General features: G+C 72.9%; 15 protein-coding genes. 10 read left to right on the top strand and 5 right to left on the bottom strand.

Features of this window, described 5'->3' with window-relative positions; genetic code table 11:
• The first annotated feature begins 15 nt into the window (after window positions 1-15).
• Window positions 16-1,182 carry a dephospho-CoA kinase gene (gene coaE / locus EKG83_RS37880; protein WP_033430572.1) on the top strand — a complete coding sequence of 389 codons (1,167 nt, stop codon included), beginning with the start codon at window positions 16-18 and terminating at the stop codon, window positions 1,180-1,182.
• Here the strand turns inward: coaE and EKG83_RS37875 are convergent.
• Together EKG83_RS37875 and EKG83_RS37870 are read right to left on the bottom strand one after the other, a co-directional pair.
• A complete protein-coding gene (locus EKG83_RS37875; protein ID WP_033430571.1) occupies window positions 1,158-1,676 on the bottom strand; it encodes a DUF402 domain-containing protein in 519 nt (172 codons plus the stop codon). The genes coaE and EKG83_RS37875 overlap by 25 nt on opposite strands.
• A 136-nt stretch (window positions 1,677-1,812) precedes the next feature.
• Window positions 1,813-2,325: a DUF402 domain-containing protein gene (locus EKG83_RS37870; RefSeq protein ID WP_033430570.1), complete on the bottom strand. Its 513-nt coding sequence runs from the start codon at window positions 2,323-2,325 to the stop codon at window positions 1,813-1,815.
• Window positions 2,326-2,433: 108 nt separating this feature from the next.
• Between EKG83_RS37870 and EKG83_RS37865 the strand changes: the two genes are divergently transcribed.
• Together EKG83_RS37865 and uvrB are read left to right on the top strand one after the other, a co-directional pair.
• Complete coding sequence (locus EKG83_RS37865) at window positions 2,434-3,681, top strand: DUF5685 family protein (protein ID WP_033430569.1); 1,248 nt, start codon at window positions 2,434-2,436, stop codon at window positions 3,679-3,681.
• A 218-nt stretch (window positions 3,682-3,899) separates the two neighbouring features.
• A complete protein-coding gene (uvrB, locus tag EKG83_RS37860; RefSeq protein WP_033430568.1) occupies window positions 3,900-6,056 on the top strand; it encodes an excinuclease ABC subunit UvrB in 2,157 nt (718 codons plus the stop codon).
• Window positions 6,057-6,451: 395 nt separating this feature from the next.
• On the opposite strand, the gene EKG83_RS37855 is transcribed toward uvrB, so the two are convergent.
• Window positions 6,452-7,210, bottom strand: a complete 759-nt coding sequence (locus EKG83_RS37855; protein WP_033430567.1) for an SDR family NAD(P)-dependent oxidoreductase — start codon at window positions 7,208-7,210, stop codon at window positions 6,452-6,454.
• 99 nt (window positions 7,211-7,309) lie between these two features.
• Here EKG83_RS37855 and EKG83_RS37850 point away from each other — a divergent pair, with 99 nt between their 5' ends.
• Window positions 7,310-7,963, top strand: coding sequence for a TetR/AcrR family transcriptional regulator (locus tag EKG83_RS37850; RefSeq protein ID WP_033430566.1), 654 nt, complete (start codon window positions 7,310-7,312; stop codon window positions 7,961-7,963).
• 21 nt (window positions 7,964-7,984) lie between these two features.
• Window positions 7,985-8,329 (top strand): MmcQ/YjbR family DNA-binding protein, encoded by a 345-nt coding sequence (locus tag EKG83_RS37845; RefSeq protein ID WP_033430565.1) that lies wholly within the window; start codon window positions 7,985-7,987, stop codon window positions 8,327-8,329.
• Window positions 8,330-8,469: 140 nt separating this feature from the next.
• Here EKG83_RS37845 and EKG83_RS37840 read toward each other — a convergent pair whose 3' ends face one another.
• Complete coding sequence (locus EKG83_RS37840; protein ID WP_033430564.1) at window positions 8,470-9,411, bottom strand: ABC transporter permease; 942 nt, start codon at window positions 9,409-9,411, stop codon at window positions 8,470-8,472.
• Window positions 9,408-12,269, bottom strand: a complete 2,862-nt coding sequence (locus EKG83_RS37835) for an alpha/beta fold hydrolase (protein ID WP_033430563.1) — start codon at window positions 12,267-12,269, stop codon at window positions 9,408-9,410. The genes EKG83_RS37840 and EKG83_RS37835 overlap by 4 nt, the downstream gene beginning before the upstream one ends.
• Before the next feature lie 308 nt (window positions 12,270-12,577).
• Here EKG83_RS37835 and EKG83_RS37830 point away from each other — a divergent pair, with 308 nt between their 5' ends.
• The 5 genes from EKG83_RS37830 to EKG83_RS37810 all read left to right on the top strand — a co-directional run bounded on the left by EKG83_RS37830 (window position 12,578) and on the right by EKG83_RS37810 (window position 17,796).
• Window positions 12,578-13,594 carry a TerC family protein gene (locus EKG83_RS37830; RefSeq protein WP_033430562.1) on the top strand — a complete coding sequence of 339 codons (1,017 nt, stop codon included), beginning with the start codon at window positions 12,578-12,580 and terminating at the stop codon, window positions 13,592-13,594.
• Between the two features lie 76 nt (window positions 13,595-13,670).
• A complete protein-coding gene (locus EKG83_RS37825) occupies window positions 13,671-15,578 on the top strand; it encodes a S9 family peptidase (RefSeq protein WP_033430561.1) in 1,908 nt (635 codons plus the stop codon).
• Between the two features lie 70 nt (window positions 15,579-15,648).
• Window positions 15,649-16,329 (top strand): Crp/Fnr family transcriptional regulator, encoded by a 681-nt coding sequence (locus EKG83_RS37820; RefSeq protein WP_033430560.1) that lies wholly within the window; start codon window positions 15,649-15,651, stop codon window positions 16,327-16,329.
• 272 nt (window positions 16,330-16,601) lie between these two features.
• Window positions 16,602-17,195, top strand: coding sequence for a nucleotidyl cyclase domain-containing protein (locus EKG83_RS37815; protein ID WP_228122362.1), 594 nt, complete (start codon window positions 16,602-16,604; stop codon window positions 17,193-17,195).
• Window positions 17,196-17,241: 46 nt separating this feature from the next.
• Entirely contained in the window at window positions 17,242-17,796 is a 555-nt protein-coding gene (locus EKG83_RS37810; protein WP_033430559.1) for a GNAT family N-acetyltransferase, read from the top strand.
• Window positions 17,797-17,800 lie beyond the last annotated feature (4 nt).

The following is a 17,800-nucleotide window of genomic DNA, read 5'->3' as shown; positions in this document are numbered from 1 at the left end:
CCTAGGCTGTGCGGCATGTTGCGCGTGGGTCTCTCCGGCGGGATCGGGTCGGGCAAGTCGACGGTGGCGGGCAGGCTCGCCGAGCACGGCGCGGTGGTCGTGGACGCCGACCGGCTGGCCCGCGAGGTGGTCGAACCCGGCACCGACGGCCTGCGCGAGGTCGTCGAGGCGTTCGGGCCGGGCGTGCTGGGCGCGGGCGGTGCGCTCGACCGCGCGGCCCTGGCCGCGAAGGTGTTCAGCGACGAGGCCGCCCGCGCCACCCTCAACGGCATCACGCACCCGAGGATCGCCGCCCGCACCGCCGAGCTGATCGCCGCCGCGCCCGCCGACGCGGTCGTCGTGCACGACGTCCCGCTGCTGGTGGAGAACGGCATGGCGCCGCTGTACCACCTGGTGCTGATCGTGCACGCGGAGGTCGACCAGCGGCTGGCGCGGCTGCGCGACCGGGGCCTGCCCGAGGACGACGCCCGCCGGCGCATCGCCGCCCAGGCCACCGAGGAGCAGCGCCGCCGGGTCGCCGACGTGTGGCTGGACAACACCGGCACCCCGGACCTGGTGCTGGCCCGGGTCGACGAGCTGTGGGCGGACCGGCTGGTGCGCTACGAGGCCAACGTCCGGCTGCGCCGCCTGCCGTCCACCCCGCCGGTCGTGGTGCCCTACGACGAGACGTGGCCCGTGCAGGCCGAGCGGGTCGCGGCTCGCCTCGGGGTGGTGGCCGGCGGTCGCCCGGTCGAGCACATCGGCTCCACGGCGGTGCCGGGGCTGGCGGCCAAGGACGTGCTGGACCTCCAGCTGGGCGTGCGGTCGCTGGAGGAGGCCGTCGGGCTGGCGGACGCGCTCGCGGACGCGGGTTTCCCGCCCGTGGGCGACGCCGAGGACGCCGTGCGGCACCCCGGCGACGACCCGGGGCGGTGGCGCAAGCGCTTGCACGTGGGCGCGGACCCGGCGCGGCGGGTCAACCTGCACGTGCGGGTCGAGGGCGGGCCGGCGTGGGAGTGGGCGATCCGGTTCCGCGACTGGCTGCGGGCCGACGACGCGGCGCGCGCGGAGTACCAGGCGCTCAAGCTGGAGCTGGCCGAGAAGCACCGGGGCGATGCGGCCAGCCTGGCCTACGCGGACGCCAAGGAGCCGTGGATGGACGCGGCGACCGCCCGGTTCTACAGGGACGGCCAGGCGTCGTAGATACCCCGGTGGACCAGCCAGGACCGCAGGTCGTGGCGGTGCAGGCTGATCTCCTCCAGGGTGCGGTGCACGGTGCGCAGCGCCTGGTCGGCGTCACCGGGGCCCAGCACCCGGCCGGCGACGGCGGCGGCGAACTCCTCGGAGCGCACGATCCGCGCGGTCGTGCCGCCGGGCACGGCCAGGCCCAGCAGCAGGTCCGTGGTGCGCCACGCGCGGCCGTCGCGCTGCACGCGGACCGCGCTGAGCACGCTGGGGCCGCTGCGCGCGTGCCGGGAGCGCGGCCGGTGGTGGGTCAGCCGCAGCCCCAGCTCGGGCATCAGCCAGGTGACCTCGGAGTCGGAGAACGGGTCCTCGGGGGTGGGGCACTCCAGCTTCAGCCCCCAGTCCTCCACGCGGCACGTGGACAGGTGCCGCGACGTGCCGCCGGAGTAGCTCCGAACGGCGCTGACGGTGTCGACCACGTCTACCAACTGAGGTGTGATGACCGCTCCCACGCGATCCGAGGGTAGCCGCAAGTGTGCGGCGGGTAACTGTCCGGGTCGATTTGTTACATCACGGTCTGTGGTGTATGCGGTCTCTATCCGGTGACGGAAGCAGAGGTCTGTTGACCTGCTGGTGTCACTGTTTGTATTAGCGCCGACGCCACGTGGTGATCGTCCCCTGAGCAGCCAACCATCGCAGTGCGTCATGATCGTGGCGGGCGATGCCGGCCACTGCGCGGTACGTGGTCTCCAGCGCCCACTGCGCCCGTTCGGGTGAGATCAGGCCCTGCCCGAGGGCGGCCAGCAGCTCGTCGGTGTCCAGCACGGTCACCCCGCGACCGGTGCGCACGACGAGGTCCAGGTAGAGGTCGACGGTCTTCCACACCGACCCGCTGGAGCTGATCTCCACCACGTCCAGGTAGAGGTCGTAGTCGCGCTCGCGGCCGGGGTGCCACGACCAGCGGGTCACGCGCAGGCCGTGCGCGGGCAGCAGCCACGACTCGGTGTGCGACATGTCCGGGTGGTCCTGCATCGGGCGGGCCATGTAGAGGCCGTGCCGGGTCAGCCGGTACTCCTCGACGCCCCGCAGGTACCCCTTGGGGTCGGTGTTGCTCTTGGCGTCGAGGTCGAAGTACTCGATCTTCGGCGGGTGGATGTGCATGCGGGTCCCGGCGGAGCTCGGCGTCACAGGGCCGACCCTATTCAGCAGAACCCGCCGACCACTCACTTTTGTCACCCGAAAGTAGGAAGATCCCTTACTCTTCCCGGCATGTTCGGCATCATCCGGCCCTGCCGCAACCGCCTCGGCCCCGAGCTGCGCGAGTCCTGGCTCGCCCACCTGTGCGGCCTGTGCCTGGCGCTGCGCGACGACCACGGCCACCTGGCCCGCCTGGTCACCAACTACGACGGCCTGGTCATCTCCGCGCTGGTGGAGGCGCAGGTCGGCCGGTCACGGCGGTCCGCCGGGCCGTGCGCGCTGCGCGGCATGAAGTCGGCCGACGTCGCCGTGGGCGCGGGCGCGCGCCTGGCCGCGTCGGTGTCCCTGGTGCTGGCGTCGGCGAAGGTCGACGACCACGTCACCGACGGCGACGGCCCGTTCGCGCACGCGCCCGCGCGCGGTGTGGGCAGGCAGGTCGCGCGGAAGTGGGCGGCGCAGGCCGCGAGCACCGGCGCCGACCTCGGCTTCGACACCGCGGTGCTGGTCGACGCGGTGCGGCGGCAACCCGAGGTCGAGGCGGCCGTCCGCGTCGGCTCGCCCCTGCTCGTCGTGACCGAACCCACCGAGACCGCGTCCGGCGAGGCCGCGGCGCGGACCGCGCTGCTGGCCGGGCGGCCGGGGAACGAGGCACCGCTGCGCGAGGTCGGCCGCCTGTTCGGGCGGCTGGCGCACCTGCTGGACGCGGTGGAGGACCTGGCGGGGGACCGGGCGTCCGGCGCGTGGAACCCGCTGCTCGCCACCGGCACGTCGTTGGCGGAGGCGCGCCGGCTGTGCGACGACGCGGCGCTGGGCATCGAGCTGGCGCTGGGCGAGGCGGAGTTCGCCGACGACCGCCTGGTGCACGCGCTGCTGGTGCACGAGGTGCGCGAGTCGGTGCGGCGGGCGTTCGACCTCGGCGAGGCGCACGCGCACGACCGCGGCCCGCAGGGGTGGCAGCCGGACCCGTACGCCCACGGCACGCCACCGCCCGGGCACCGCGGCCCGGTGCCCGGCCCCGTGCCCCCGCCGTCGGCCCCCGGCCGCTCCGGCCCGCCCCCGCCGCACGCGGGTGGCAAGCGGAGAGGCGGTGCGGAGCCGGGTCCGGGCAGCGGCCTGTGGTTCTGGCCCAAGCTGCAGCGCCCACCTGTGAGCCGGTGGCTGCTGCCGGGGTGCCTGGCGGTGCTCTACCAGTGCGGCACCTGCCAGTACTGCTGCCGCGACCCGCACCCCGGGCCGTGGAGCGGCAAGGGGCGCGAGGCGTGGTGCAACGCCGACTGCGGCCCGGGCTGCGACTGCGACTGCAACTGCTGCGACTGCTGACCCCGCCCCGCGCCCTCGCCCTTCGCTCCTCGCCCTTCGCTTCCGCCACTCGCTTCCGCCTGCGGTCCCGCCCTCGTCCTCGCCCGACCACCGCTCTACCGCTCCACCGCCCGATCGCCACCTCCCATCAGCGCCTCACCCCACCCGCGTCACCGGTGGGGCGAGGCGCTGACCTGGGGCGACGCGAATTGTCGGACCCGGGGCGTACCTTTTGAGTCGTGGCATTCCCTACCGAGATCCCGGTCAAGGCGCACTCGTCGCACCGCCCCGTCGGTGACATTCCCCGCACCGACGGGAAGTTCCGCGTGGTCAGCGACTACCAGCCCGCGGGTGACCAGCCCGCGGCGATCGCGGAGCTCGAACGGCGCGTCCGCGCCGGGGAGAAGGACGTCGTCCTGCTCGGCGCCACCGGCACCGGCAAGTCGGCCACCACGGCCTGGCTGGTGGAGAAGCTGCAGCGGCCCACCCTGGTGATGGCGCCGAACAAGACGCTGGCCGCGCAGCTGGCCAACGAGCTGAAGGAGTTCTTCCCCGACAACGCGGTGGAGTACTTCGTCAGCTACTACGACTACTACCAGCCCGAGGCGTACATCCCGCAGACCGACACCTACATCGAGAAGGACTCGTCGATCAACGAGGACGTCGAACGGCTGCGCCACTCGGCCACGATGAGCCTGCTGACCCGGCGCGACGTGATCGTGGTGGCCTCGGTGTCGTGCATCTACGGCCTGGGCACGCCCCAGTCCTACCTCGACCGGTCGATCAACCTCCAGGTGGGCGTCGAGGTCGAGCGCGACCTCCTGCTGCGCGCCCTGGTCGACATCCAGTACGCGCGCAACGACATCGCGTTCAACCGCGGCACGTTCCGGGTGCGCGGCGACACGGTCGAGGTCATCCCGGCGTACGAGGAGCTGGCCGTCCGGGTCGAGTTCTTCGGCGACGAGATCGACAAGCTGTACTACCTGCACCCCCTGACCGGCGACGTGGTCAAGGAGGTCGACGAGCTGCGCATCTTCCCGGCCACCCACTACGTGGCCGGTCCCGAGCGCATGGAGAAGGCCATCCGCGGCATCGAGGCGGAGCTGGCCGAGCAGCTGGCGCGGATGGAGCGCCAGGGCAAGCTCCTGGAGGCGCAGCGGCTGCGCATGCGCACCACGTACGACATCGAGATGATGCGCCAGGTCGGCTTCTGCTCCGGCATCGAGAACTACTCGCGCCACATCGACGACCGCCCGGCGGGTTCCGCCCCGGCGACCCTGATCGACTACTTCCCCGACGACTTCCTGCTGGTCATCGACGAGTCGCACGTCACCGTGCCGCAGATCGGCGGCATGTACGAGGGCGACGCGTCCCGCAAGCGCAACCTCGTCGAACACGGCTTCCGCCTGCCCAGCGCCCTGGACAACCGGCCGCTGACCTGGGAGGAGTTCGCCGACCGCATCGGTCAGACGGTCTACCTGTCCGCGACGCCCGGCCCGTACGAGATGGGCCAGGCGGGCGGCGAGTTCGTCGAGCAGGTCATCCGCCCCACGGGCCTGGTCGACCCGGAGGTCGTGGTCAAGCCGACCGAGGGCCAGATCGACGACCTGGTCCACGAGATCCGCGCCCGCGCCGAGCGCGACGAGCGCGTCCTGGTCACCACCCTGACCAAGAAGATGGCCGAGGACCTCACCGACTACCTGCTCGAACTCGGCATCAAGGTCCGCTACCTGCACTCGGACATCGACACCCTGCGCCGCGTCGAGCTGCTGCGCCAACTGCGCCTGGGCGAGTACGACGTCCTCATCGGCATCAACCTCCTGCGCGAGGGCCTGGACCTGCCCGAGGTGTCCCTGGTGGCCATCCTCGACGCGGACAAGGAGGGCTTCCTGCGCTCCGGCACGAGCCTCATCCAGACCATCGGCCGCGCGGCCCGCAACGTCTCCGGCGAGGTCCACATGTACGCGGACCGCATCACCGACTCCATGCGGCACGCGATCGACGAGACCAACCGCCGCCGCGCCAAGCAGATCGCGTACAACGAGGAACGGGGCCTCGACCCCCAGCCGCTGCGCAAGAAGATCACCGACATCCTGGAGCAGGTCTACGCGGAGGCGGAGGACGCCGTCGAACCGGGTGGTTCCGGCCGCAACGCGAGCAGGGGCAAGAAGCCGACCGGCGACCCGGGTGCGTCGGGCCGCAGCTCGGGCGTCCTGGCCGACCGCGACACCAGCGGCATGGCCCGCTCGGAGCTGGCGGACCTCGTGCAGCAGCTGACGGACCAGATGATGAACGCGGCGCGCGAGCTGCAGTTCGAACTGGCCGCCCGCCTGCGCGACGAGATCCAGGACTTGAAGAAGGAACTGCGCGGCATGGACGCGGCGGGGGTGAAGTAGATTCCCGATACCCTTGACCTGCCAAAACGGGACTCCGTACAACTCGATCGGGTGAACATGGCGCCCACCATGTACGGAAACGCCGTTACGGTCATCGGTTGAGAGAAACGGAGCCCCGAAACCACCCCGGCACGTCCGAACGACCCACCCACCCGCCCACCACGAGCCCCCGACGGTCCCACCCCGCGGCGGCCCAGCCCGGAGCAGCGCCAGTCCGGAGCGGTGCTAGCCCGGAGCGGTGCCGGCCCGGAGCGGTGCCGGCCCGGAGCGGTGCCGGCCCGGAACAGCGCCGGCCCGGATAGTGCGGGCAGCCCCGGCCGACGGGCAGCCCCGGCTGACAGTGGCCGCAGCCCGCGACATGCCTCGGGACCAGCGTGTCCTGGCCCCTGGTGTGTCTAGGCCCCCGGTGTGCCCCAGCCCTCCGGCAGGGCGGGGTGGATCGCCTCCACCCGGTCCCGCCGGGTGACCAGTTCCCAGCACACCTCGGCCAGCTCGTCGGGGTCGACCACCGGCAGTTCCGCGCCCGCGGGCAGCTTCACCCCCTCGGGCAGGGTGAATTCGCCGCTGAGCAGGCGCTGGTGCCCGGCGCTGCCGCGGATCATCGCGGTCACCGTGATCGCGCCCGCGTACACGCCCCGCCCGGCCACCTCGCCGTGCAGCGAGTGCACGTAGTTGCGCGCGGCCGCCATGGCGGGGCCCAGGCCGCTCATGCCCGGCAGGCCGTGCAGGGCTGAGGCGCCCTGGCCGAGGAGGATGGCGCCGTTGCCTCGGGCGAGCATGTCGGGCAGCACGGCGCGCACCAGTTCGACCGGGGTGAGCAGGTACAAGTCGATCAAGTCGCGCAGCGCCCCGGCGTCCAGGTCGGCCGCGGGGGTGAAGCCCTCGGACGGGGCGGGGGCGTAGTAGAGCGCGTCTACGCGGTTGAAGCGTTTGCGGATCTTGTCGACCAGGGCGGGGGCGTTGGTCGGGTTGGTCAGGTCGGCGGGGAAGGTCTCGGCTTCCACGCCTGCGGCGGTCAGTGCGCTTCGCAGGGCGTCCAGGGGTTCGCGGCGGCGGGCTACCAGGGCCACCCGGTAGCCCTCGCGGCCGAAGCGCCTGGCCACCGCCGCGCCCAGGCCCGGGCCTGCGCCGAAGAGTGCGATCGTGTTGGGCAAGATGGCCCGCCTCTCTAAGTTGATGCTGGCCTCAACTTGTCTTCAACCGTAGCGCACAAGTTGAGGGCTGCGTCAACTTCCGGCTGTCAGAATGCACCCATGAGCCCCACCGGCGGCACGCCGCGCCTGCGGCGGGACGCGCAGCGCAACGTTGAGAAGCTGAAGGCCGCCGCGATCGAGGTGTTCCGCGAACGCGGCCTCACCGCCCCGCTGGAGGACATCGCCAGCCGCGCCGGGGTCAGCACCGGCACGCTCTACAACCGCTTCGGCAGCCGTGAAGCACTTATCGACGCCGTCGTGCCCGAGCTGGCTTCGGTGCGCCTCGCCCACCTGCTGAGCCGGGTCAGGGGGGCGGCCGACCCCTGGCGCCGCTTCGTCGCCTACGTCGAGGGCATGGCCGCGCTCCAGGCCGAGGAGCCGGTGCTCAACGACCTGGTGTCCCGCCGTTTCCCGGACGCCACCGAGCTGACCCGCGTCTGCGACGAAGCGCTGGCCGAGGGCGCCCGACTTGTCGACGAGGCCAAGCGGCACGGCTCGTTGCGCGCCGACTTCACCGCGGGCGACCTGTTCGTCGCCCTGTGGTGCACGGGGCAGTTCGTCCGCGCCACCCGTGCCACCGCGCCGGACGCGTGGCGCCGCAACATCGCGATCTTCCTCGACGGCGCCCGCGCCGAGGCCGCCCGCGAACTGCCGGTGGGGCCGGAGGCGTTGGTCGCCGTTCGGGACTCGCTGTTCGACCACCAGCAGCGCTGATGCCCCAATAAGGTGACGGCCATGACGCTCGACGAGGTGATCGCCCACTGCCTGGCCAAGCCCGGCGCGCAGGAGACCTATCCCTGGGGCGAGGAGGACCTGGTGGCCAAGGTCGGGGACAAGGTGTTCGCCTTCATCGGGTTGACCGACCACGCGATCTCGGTCAAGTGCGGCGCCAACGCCGAGGCCGCCGCCGAGTGGCGGGAGCGGTACCCGGACGACGTGGTGGTCGCGCCGTACGTCGGGCGCTACGGGTGGAATCGGGTCGACCTCAAGGGGAGCGTGCCGGACGACGAGGTGCGTGAACTGCTCGACGCCTCCTACGACGCGGTGGTGGCGAAGTTGCCCAAGTCCAGGAGGCCGTGACCGGAAGCCGGGTGCCGCGAACGCGGGCCGGGGTGCCGTGAACGCGGAGGGGCGCCAGGTGGAGAACCCGGCGCCCCTCTCAAGATCCGGACCGGAGTCCGGACCGCAACCCGACCCGCGGTCCGCCCGATCCCACCCGCTCAGCTCGTGATGTCCTTGCGGGCGAACTTCCGCGCCGCCATCAGCGTGAAGAACGCGCCGAACGCCAACGCCGAGAACGTCCCCTTCGCCATCTGCGACCAGTCGATGTCGGTCGACAGCAGGTCCACCCAGGCCAGCGCGTAGTGCGTCGGCAGGTAGTTCCGCAGGTCCTCCAACGCCGTGATCTGGTCCAGGATCTGCGACAGGATCGACGCCAGCACCGCACCGCCCACCGCGCCCAGCGGCGCGTCCGTGGACACCGACAGGTACAGCGCCAACCCCGCCACCCAGAACAGGTGGATCGAGATGTACACGACCGCCAGCGCCACCCCGTAGACCCCGGCGCCGAACGACGCGGCCTCACCCGTGGGCGACACCGCCTCCCCGGCCCCGTACCACGCCACGCCGACGCCGAGCGCCACCGCGGGCAGCAGCACCAGCGCGAACAGCGACAGCAGCCCCGAGGCCAGCGCCTTCTGCCGCAGCAACCGGTGCCTCGGCACCGGCGCCGCCAGCAGGTACTTCAGCGACGACCACGACGCCTCGGACGCGATGGTGTCGCCGAAGAACAGCGCCACGATCATCGGCAGCAGGAAGCTGCCCGACACGAACAGCGTCAGGATCACGAAGTTCACGCCGCTGGCCGTGGCCAGGTCGACGAAACCGCCCGTCCGCCGGTTGGGCTGCGACTGGCCGATCTCGAACGCCACCACCAGGATGAACGGCAGCAGCACCAGGAAACCCAGCACCAGCTGCGTCCGCCTGCGCCGCAGCTGCCGCGCCAGCTCGACCCGGATGCGCAGCGTCCGCCCGGCCCGGTAGCCGACCTTGGACCCGTCCGGCGCCACCGACGACGGCTCGGCCGCCGCCGCGGAGGTCAGGTCCGCGATGGCACCCGGGTCGGTGTGCACCCCGTTCGGGGTGCCGTTTCGCGTGCTCATTCGCCCACCAACTCCAGGAACGCGTCTTCCAACCGCCGCCGGGGCCCGGCCTGGTCCACGGCCACGCCCGCGGCCACCAGGGCCTGCAGCGCCGACGCCCGCGGCGTGCCGTTGAGGCTCGCGTGGACCTGCTCGCCGTCCACGTGGACGTCGTGCACGCCGGCCAGGCCGCGCAGCACGGAGGCCGCCTCCTCGGGCCGGTCGACCCGGAAGCTCGCCTCGCCGCCGCCCGTCGCGATCTCCTCGACCGGACCGGCCGCGACCAGCGTCCCCTTGTGCATCACCACGACGTGGGTGCACGTCTGCTCGACCTCGGCGAGCAGGTGGGAGGACACCAGCACGGTGCGCCCCGCCGCGGCGTAGCGGCGCAGCACCTCGCGCATCTGGTGGATCTGGGGCGGGTCGAGGCCGTTGGTCGGCTCGTCGAGCACCAGCAGGTCCGGCAGGCCGAGCATGGCCTGGGCGATGGCCAGCCGCTGGCGCATGCCCTGGCTGTAGGTCCGCACGCGCCGGTGCACGGCGTTGCCGAGGCCGGCGATCTCCAGCGCCTCCTCGACGTGCGCCTGCTCCGCGGGCCTGCCGGTGGCCTCCCAGTACAGCCGCAGGTTGGCGGCGCCGGACAGGTGCGGCAGGAAGCCCGAGCCCTCGACGAACGAGCCGATCCGGGACAGCACGGGCGCGCCGGGGTGCACCTTGTGCCCGAACACCCGGATGCCGCCCTCGCTGGGCCGGATCAGGCCCATCAGCATGCGCAGCGTCGTGGTCTTGCCCGCGCCGTTCGGCCCGAGCAGGCCCAGCACCTGGCCGTGCTCCACGCGGAACGACAGGTCCTTCACCGCGGTCAGGCCGCCGGGGTAGGACTTGGTCAGGCCCTCGATCACCAGCGGCACGCCGGTCAGCCCCGGGTCGACGTCGGCGCTCAGCCGCCGCCGGAACCAGGCGACCACGGCGGCGATCAGGCAGGCGATCAGCACGATCCCGATGCCCCACAGCGCGCCGGTCGGCACGTCGCTGGTCGCGTTCACGCCCGGCACCACCGGCACCGACAGCGCGGACGAGGCCAGCGACACCCGGTAGGCGGCGGGCTCGGTGGCGTTGGCGTACGCCTGGTCGGTGGTCGACACCACCAGCTGGAACCGGTGGTCGGCCTCCACCGGCCGCACCGCGCCGGGCAGCGTCACGGTCACGTCGACCGGCGTGCCGTCGGCGGGCAGGTTCGCCACGCGCACCGGCGCGACCGCCGAGCCGGGCAGCACCCGCACGCCGTTCGCGTCGGCGTCGTAGAGCTTGACGAACAGCACCGCGCCGTCGGCGGGCACGGGCTGGCCGGGCACCGCGGCGACCCGCAGCCGCACCGTGGAGGCGCCGGTGACCAGCGTCTGCGCGGTCTGCGGCGCGCTGAGGAACGTCGCGGACTGGCCGGGCAGGTCGAGCGAGAGCCGGGAGGACAGCGCGCTGGAGCGCGACACCACCGACCCGAGGCCGGGCAGGCTCGACACGGCGGCCGGGTTGCCGCCCGCCGGGTTCACCACGACCTGCTCGCGCCCGGTCAGCGGCACGTCGACCCGCCGCACCGGTTCGGCGCCGGCCAGGCCCGGGTAGGAGGGGGCGACGACGTCGCGCAGCGACGGGGAACCGCTGCTGCGGAACGCGCCGACCACGGTGTACTCGAAGCCGGTGCCGGGGTCGGCGCCCTCGCCGCGCAGGTGGTGGTCCAGCCAGTCGGCGATGCGGCCGCGCAGCTCGGGGCCCGGTGAGCCGCCGTCGTGGCCGCCGGAGTACCAGATCACCTTGACCTTCGCGCCGTTGGCGGCGATCTGGCGGGCGTTGGCGTCGGCCTGGTCGAGGCCGAACAGGGTGTCCTGCTCGCCCTGCACGATCAGGGTGGGCTGGGTGATGTTGCCGGTCACCGAGGACGGCGACGCGCGGCGCAGCACCTCCAACGTCCGCGGGCCGGCCTTGCCGGTCGTGGCGACCTCGGTGTAGGCGGCGCACACGTCGGCCTGGAAGCGGCCGCACGCCCCGTTGACCGGACCGGTGGGCGGCGCGTCGACCGGGGACCCGGCGGGCGGCTGGGCGGCCGTCGCGGCGGCGTTGCCCAGGCCCTGGTCGTCGTCCTCCTGACCGGGCTCGCTGGCCTCCTGGCCGGGGTTGGTCGCGTCGGCGCCGGACAGGCCCGCGGAGAAGAAGATGCCCGCCCACGAGCGCTTGAACACGCCGTCCTCGCCGAACGCGCCGGGCGCCGCGGTCGAGGCGTCCACGTCGTCGGCTCGCGCCGAGTTCGGCAGCAGCGCCTGGGCCAGGTCGTTGTAGGTGATGACCGGCGCGATGGTGTCCACGCGCTGGTCCACGCCCGCCAGGGACAGCGCGAGCGCGCCGCCGTACGAGCCGCCGGTGACGCCGACCCGGGGGTCGCCGCCGCCGTCGCGCACCACCTCCTCGCGGGTGGCCAGCCAGTCCAGCAGCTTCTGCGCGTCGCGGACCTCGTGGTCCAGCGAGTTCAGCGCGATGCTGCCGGTGCTGCGGCCGAAACCGCGCGCCGACCAGGCGAGCACGACGAACCCCCGCTGCGCCAGCTCGGTCGCCTGGGCGGCGACGTTGGCCTTGCTGCCGCCGAAGCCGTGCGGCAGCAGGACGGCGGGCGCGGGGGTGCGTTCGGGCAGGTAGAGGGTGGTGTCGATCTGCACGGTCTCGGCGCTGCCCGGGCTTTCCGGCACGTCGATCACCGCGTCGCGGGTGCTCACCGGGGGCGGGTCGTCTCCCTGGCGCGTCCAGACCACGGTGGCGCCCACCAGGGCGACGACCAGGACCAGCGCGGGGAGCGACCACCTGCCGCGGAGGCGGTTGAGGGGGGCCACGGAGTTGACCTTATGCGTGTTCGGCTGAGAACGGGCCGTCAGCGGCGGCCCGCCACTCTCAGCAACCGGGGGACAAAACGGACCAATCGGTCTTATAACATGCGACAGTCGGGTGCCGCCGATCACCCCGGGTGGCGCGAACCGGTGCCCATGCGTGAAACTATTCGCAGGTGGAGGGGAGTACTCCCTACACGGTGGTGTCGTCAGCACGGAGCCCGGCGCGGGGTTCCCGGTGCCACCGGTCGGCACTGCCGGCGGAGGAGACCTCCGGTCATTGGCGTGCGCGCTGTGCACCGGAGGGTTGCCCGATGTCTGTTCCCGTGTGGCTGTGGCTCGCCACGATCGCAGGACTGCTGGTCCTGCTGGCGATCGACCTCTTCATCGTCGACCGCAAACCGCACGAGGTGACCATCGGCGAAGCCGGTCGGTGGGTCGCCTTCTACATCGCGGTCGCGGTCGCGTTCGGCCTGGGCATCTGGTTCTGGGCCGGTGGCACGCCGGCGGGCGAGTTCTTCGCCGGCTACATCACCGAGTACTCGCTCAGCGTGGACAACCTGTTCATCTTCCTGATCATCATGACCACCTTCAAGGTGCCCGCGATCCACCAGCACAAGGTGCTGCTGATCGGCATCCTGATGGCGCTGGTCATGCGCGGCATCTTCATCGCCGTCGGCGCGGCGGTGATCGCGCAGTTCAGCTGGGTGTTCTACCTGTTCGGCGCGTTCCTCATCTACACCGGCTACAAGCTGGCGTTCACCAACCACGACGACGAGGAGGAGGAGTACAAGGAGAACGCGGCGACCAGGATCGTCCGCAGGATCTACCCGGTGGCCGACCGGTACCACGACGGCAAGTCGTTCGTGAAGATCGACGGCAAGCGGTTCGTCACGCCGATGTTCATCGTCATCGTCGCCATCGGCACCACCGACCTGCTGTTCGCCCTCGACTCGATCCCGGCGATCTTCGGCCTGACCAAGGAGCCGTTCCTGGTCTTCAGCGCCAACGCCTTCGCCCTGATGGGCCTGCGGCAGCTGTACTTCCTGCTCGGCGGCCTGCTCAACAAGCTGGTCTACCTGTCGATCGGCCTGTCGGTGATCCTCGGCTTCATCGGCGTGAAGCTGATCCTGGAGGCCCTGCACACCAACTCCCTGCCGTTCCTCAACGGCGGCGAGCCGCTGCACGTGCCGACCGTGGGCATCGGGCTGTCGCTGTCGGTGATCGTCGGCGTGCTGCTCATCACCACGGTGGCGAGCCTGATCAAGGTCAAGCGGCACCCCGAGGCCGCCAAGCACGTGGGCGCGCCCGAGGCCGACCCGGTCAAGTGAGCCGGTCGGGTCACCATCTGTGAGCGTCAAAAGCTCGTGAGCCTTGCTAAGGATCGTTGGGGTAACGTCCTGGGACGTGCGCCCCGATGACTTGCAGCAGCTGACCGTGCCCGGCTCCCTCGCGGTGCGCGGCGACCTCGTCCTGGTCAACACGACCACCCCGGACGTCACCGCGAACGCCTACCGCGGCGGGCTGCACCGCGTGCCGCTGGACGGCGGCGGGGCGCGGCGCTGGACGTGGGCGGAGCGCGACCTGGCCCCCCGGATCTCCCCGGACGGGCGCTGGGTCGCGTTCCTGCGCGTCGCCGAGCGCGGCAAGCCGCCGCAGGTGCACGTCATGCCCGCCGACGGCGGCGAGGCGCGCAAGCTCACCGACCTGCGGCTGGGCGCCGGCGTGCCGGTGTGGGCGCCGGACTCGCGGCGGCTCGCGTTCACCTCGCGGGTGCCCGAGGCCGGCCGCTACGGCGAGCCCCTGGCGGGCGAGGACGAGGCGCCGAAGCCGGACGCCGAGGCGCCGCGCCACATCACCCGGCTCGACTACCGGGTCGACGACGTCGGCTTCACCGGCGACCGGCACGCGCGGCTGTTCACCGTCGACGCGCTGGACCCCGCCGCCTCGCCGGTGCAGCTGACCGACGGCTCGTTCAGCGCGGCCGACCCGACCTGGACCGCCGACGGCGAGCACCTGGTGTTCGTGGCCGACCGCGACCTCGGCCGGGTCGAGACCCTGCACAGCGACCTGTACCGGGTGCCCGCCGCCGGCGGCGAGCCGACCCTGCTGGTCCGCTCGGCCGGCTCGGCGTTCTGCCCGGTCGCCCTGCCCGACGGCGGCGTGGTGTTCTTCGGCACCGAGGCCACCGGCGTGCACGCCGTCGCCCGCAACCACGGCCTGTGGCGGTTCGACGGCACCGACCTGGTGCGCCTGACCGACACCGAGACCGTGGACTGCGAGAAGGGCGCGGGCGCGCCCGTGCCGACCGCCTCCGGCGTGCTCGTCGCGGTCCGCAACCGGGGCGCGGTCGAGCTGCGCCGCGTGCCGCTCGACGCCGACGGCGCCCGCCTGGTCGACCTGGAGCTGCTGGCCGGCGAGCGCGCCGAGGTCAAGTCCTTCGCCGCCGACGGCGACGTGGTCGTCGCCGTGGTGACCACCCCGGACAACACCGGCGAGGTCGTGCTGGTGGGCAGCGGCCCGCTGACCGACTTCGGCTCCGCCGTGCCGCTGCGCCCCGCGGTCGAGCTGACCGGCGAGTCCGCCGACGGCTACCCGGTGCACGGCTGGCTCGTGCTGCCCGAGGGCGAGGGCCCGCACCCGGTGGTGCTGGCCGTGCACGGCGGCCCGTTCATGTACCACGGCTGGGGCTTCTTCGACGAGGCCCAGGTCTACGCGGCGGCCGGCTACGCGGTCGTGCTGCCCAACCCGCGCGGCTCCGCCGGCTACGGCCAGGCGCACGGCCAGGCCGTCATCGGGCGTTTCGGCACGGTCGACGTGGACGACGTCCTCGCGGTGCTCGACGTCGCGCTGGCGCGGCCCGACCTCGACGCCGAGCGCGTCGGCGTGATGGGCGGCTCCTACGGCGGCTTCATGACCACCTGGCTGGCCGCGCACCACGGCGAGCGGTTCCGCGCGGCGTGGAGCGAGCGCGCGGTCAACGCGTGGGACTCGTTCTCCGGGTCCTCCGACATCGGCTGGTTCTTCACCGAGGCGTACTGCGGGCCCGACCCGGAGGCGCACCGCGCCATGAGCCCGCTGACCTACGCCGAGAAGATCTCCATGCCGTTCATGGTGGCGCACTCCGAGCACGACTGGCGGTGCCCGCTGGAGCAGGCGCAGCGCCTGTTCGTGGCCCTGCGGCGCAACGGGGTGGAGGCCGAGATGCTGGTCTTCCCGGGCGAGGGCCACGAGCTGACCCGGACCGGCAAGCCGCGCCACCGGGCGCAGCGGTTCGACCACGTGCTCTCGTGGTGGGCACGCCACTTGGCCTGATCCTGCGCCGAAAACCCCGACCGGCACCTCCGCGAGCGGCACACTGGGTTCCTCGCGGAGGGAGTCGAGGATGGCGATCCCATCGGGCTGGCCCGCAGGCACCTACCTGGACACGCTCTCACCCGCCGGCCGCACCGCGCTGCTCGGGCTCGGTGCGCCCAGGGCGTTCCGGCGCGGTGAGGTGATGATGCGCGAGTCCGAGGACTCCGAGCACGTCGTCCTGCTGCTGCAGGCGCTGGTGAAGGTGACCCAGGCGCTGGACAACGGGCGGGTCGCGCTGCTGAACATCAAGGTCGGCGGCGACCTGGTCGGCGAGATGGCGTTCCTGAGCGGGGAACCGCGCTCGGCGACGGTCACCGCGTGCGTGGACACCAGGGCGCGGGTGGTGCCGGCGCAGCGGTTCCGGGACTACCTGGCCGAGTTCCCCGAGGCCGACCGCGCCCTGACCCGGATGATCGTGAACACGCTGCGGTGGAACCAGCAGCGGCGGGTCGACTTCAACGGGTACTCGGCGTCGGTGCGGCTGGCCCGGGTGCTGGACCACCTCGCGGACGCCTACGGGAACCCCGGTCCCGGCGGGGTCAGCCTGCGGCTCGGGTTGACGCAGGGGGAGCTGGGGTCGCTGGTGGGGGTGGAGGAGGACACCGCGCGGCGCGAGCTGCGGGCGCTGCGGGATCGCGGGGTGATCAGCATGGGGTACCGGGCGATCACGGTGGTGGACCGGGCCGTGCTGCGCGGGATGGCCTCCTGACGGAGGGCGACCGCCACGACCTGCTGCTACTCCAGTACCCGGCACTCACGTTCCGCCCCGCACTCCGGTATCTCGCACCCACACCCCCGCGCCGCCCTCGCACTTCACACTTGCGCCTGCACGTGCGCCGACGATCCGCGACCGCGCCCGTCCTCCGCGACCCACCCGGACCGGTCCTCACACCCCACCCCCGCGTCGGCGAATCGAGCCGGCGACGGGAAACCCGGTGATCGCCCTGTTTCCCCGGCCCCCGCGGCGGGATGCTCAACCGCGTGAAGCTGGACACCATGCCCCCGCTCGACGGCCTGGTCTACCGCCTCGTGGTGGCCGTGGACGTCGAGGGATACAGCAAGCTCGACGCACTGGACCAGTCCCTGGTGCAGTCGAGGCTCGGCGAGGTGCTCGACCTCGCCGCCCACGACGCCGGGCTGGACCGCTCCCACTGGTACCGGCAGGTCCGCGGGGACGGTGAGCTGGCCGTGCTCCCGGCCGACGCCGACACCGCCTGGGTGGTCGCCCACCTCACCGAGCGGCTGGCCGCCAACCTCGCCGACCTGCGCCGCGCGGGCACCCCGCTGCGCATGAGGGTCGCCATGCACTGCGGCACCCTCACCGCGGGCAGGTTCGGCCTGGTCGGGGACGCCCCCATCGTCACCTGCCGGCTCCTCGACGCCGGGGCCGCCCGGCGGGAGCTGGCCGCCGCGTCGACCGACCTGGTGCTGGTGATCTCGGAGCGGCTGTTCGACGACGTGGTCCGCACCCGCTTCCACGACCTGGACCCGACCCGGTTCCGCGCCACCCGGTTCCGGGCCAAGGGGACCTGGTACTCGGGCTACCTCTGCCCCGGTCCACCCAGGCGCGGTTGAGCCGAACCCTGGCGGACGGCGGTGCGGTTGCGGCAGGCTCTGGCGGATGCAGTGGACCGTGCGGGCCGCCCGGCCCGACGACGCGCCCGAGATCGCCCGGATCAACGTGGCCGCCTGGCGGCACTCGTACCGGGGGGTCGTGGCCGATCCGGTGCTCGACCGGATGCTGCCGGAGAGCAGGCTGCCGGCGTGGGCCCGGGTCCTGCGGCTGCCCGAACCCAGCCGGGTGTTCGTGGCGGTCGAGCCGGGCACCGACCGGATCGGCGCCTACTGCGCGGTCGACGAGGTGCGCGCCACCACCGACGCCCACCCCGACCTGCACACCGGCCAGCTCGTGGCCATCTACGCCGACCCCTGCTACCACGGCACGGGCGCGGGTCACGTGGTGCACGAGGCCGGCCTGCGGCACCTGCTGGACCAGGGGTTCCGGTACGCGGTGCTGTGGGCGCTCCAGGACCACGCGCGCGGCCGGGCGTTCTGCGAGGCCCACGGCTGGCGGCACGACGGGCAGGTGCACCGGGGCGAGCAGCGGCTGCCGGAGGTCCGCTACGGCCGGTTCCTGCCGGTGCCCCGCCGGCGCCAGGCGCGCCGCGTGCTGTGACCCC

The sequence above is a fragment of the Saccharothrix syringae genome, assembly GCF_009498035.1.
GTDB classification, from domain to species: Bacteria; Actinomycetota; Actinomycetes; order Mycobacteriales; family Pseudonocardiaceae; genus Actinosynnema; species Actinosynnema syringae.
Note: the sequence above shows the minus strand (reverse complement) of the source record. Positions and strands in the feature narration are given on the sequence as shown.

What these genes read in the sequence shown, in the direction of transcription:
- coaE (WP_033430572.1), top strand. Translation starts at nt 16, where the DNA reads ATGTTGCGCGTGGGTCTCTCCGGCGGGATCGGGTCGGGCAAGTCGACG.
- EKG83_RS37870 (WP_033430570.1), bottom strand. Translation starts at nt 2,325, where the DNA reads ATGCACATCCACCCGCCGAAGATCGAGTACTTCGACCTCGACGCCAAG.
- EKG83_RS37865 (WP_033430569.1), top strand. Translation starts at nt 2,434, where the DNA reads ATGTTCGGCATCATCCGGCCCTGCCGCAACCGCCTCGGCCCCGAGCTG.
- EKG83_RS37850 (WP_033430566.1), top strand. Translation starts at nt 7,310, where the DNA reads ATGAGCCCCACCGGCGGCACGCCGCGCCTGCGGCGGGACGCGCAGCGC.
- EKG83_RS37845 (WP_033430565.1), top strand. Translation starts at nt 7,985, where the DNA reads ATGACGCTCGACGAGGTGATCGCCCACTGCCTGGCCAAGCCCGGCGCG.
- EKG83_RS37840 (WP_033430564.1), bottom strand. Translation starts at nt 9,411, where the DNA reads ATGAGCACGCGAAACGGCACCCCGAACGGGGTGCACACCGACCCGGGT.
- EKG83_RS37830 (WP_033430562.1), top strand. Translation starts at nt 12,578, where the DNA reads ATGTCTGTTCCCGTGTGGCTGTGGCTCGCCACGATCGCAGGACTGCTG.
- EKG83_RS37820 (WP_033430560.1), top strand. Translation starts at nt 15,649, where the DNA reads ATGGCGATCCCATCGGGCTGGCCCGCAGGCACCTACCTGGACACGCTC.
- EKG83_RS37810 (WP_033430559.1), top strand. Translation starts at nt 17,242, where the DNA reads ATGCAGTGGACCGTGCGGGCCGCCCGGCCCGACGACGCGCCCGAGATC.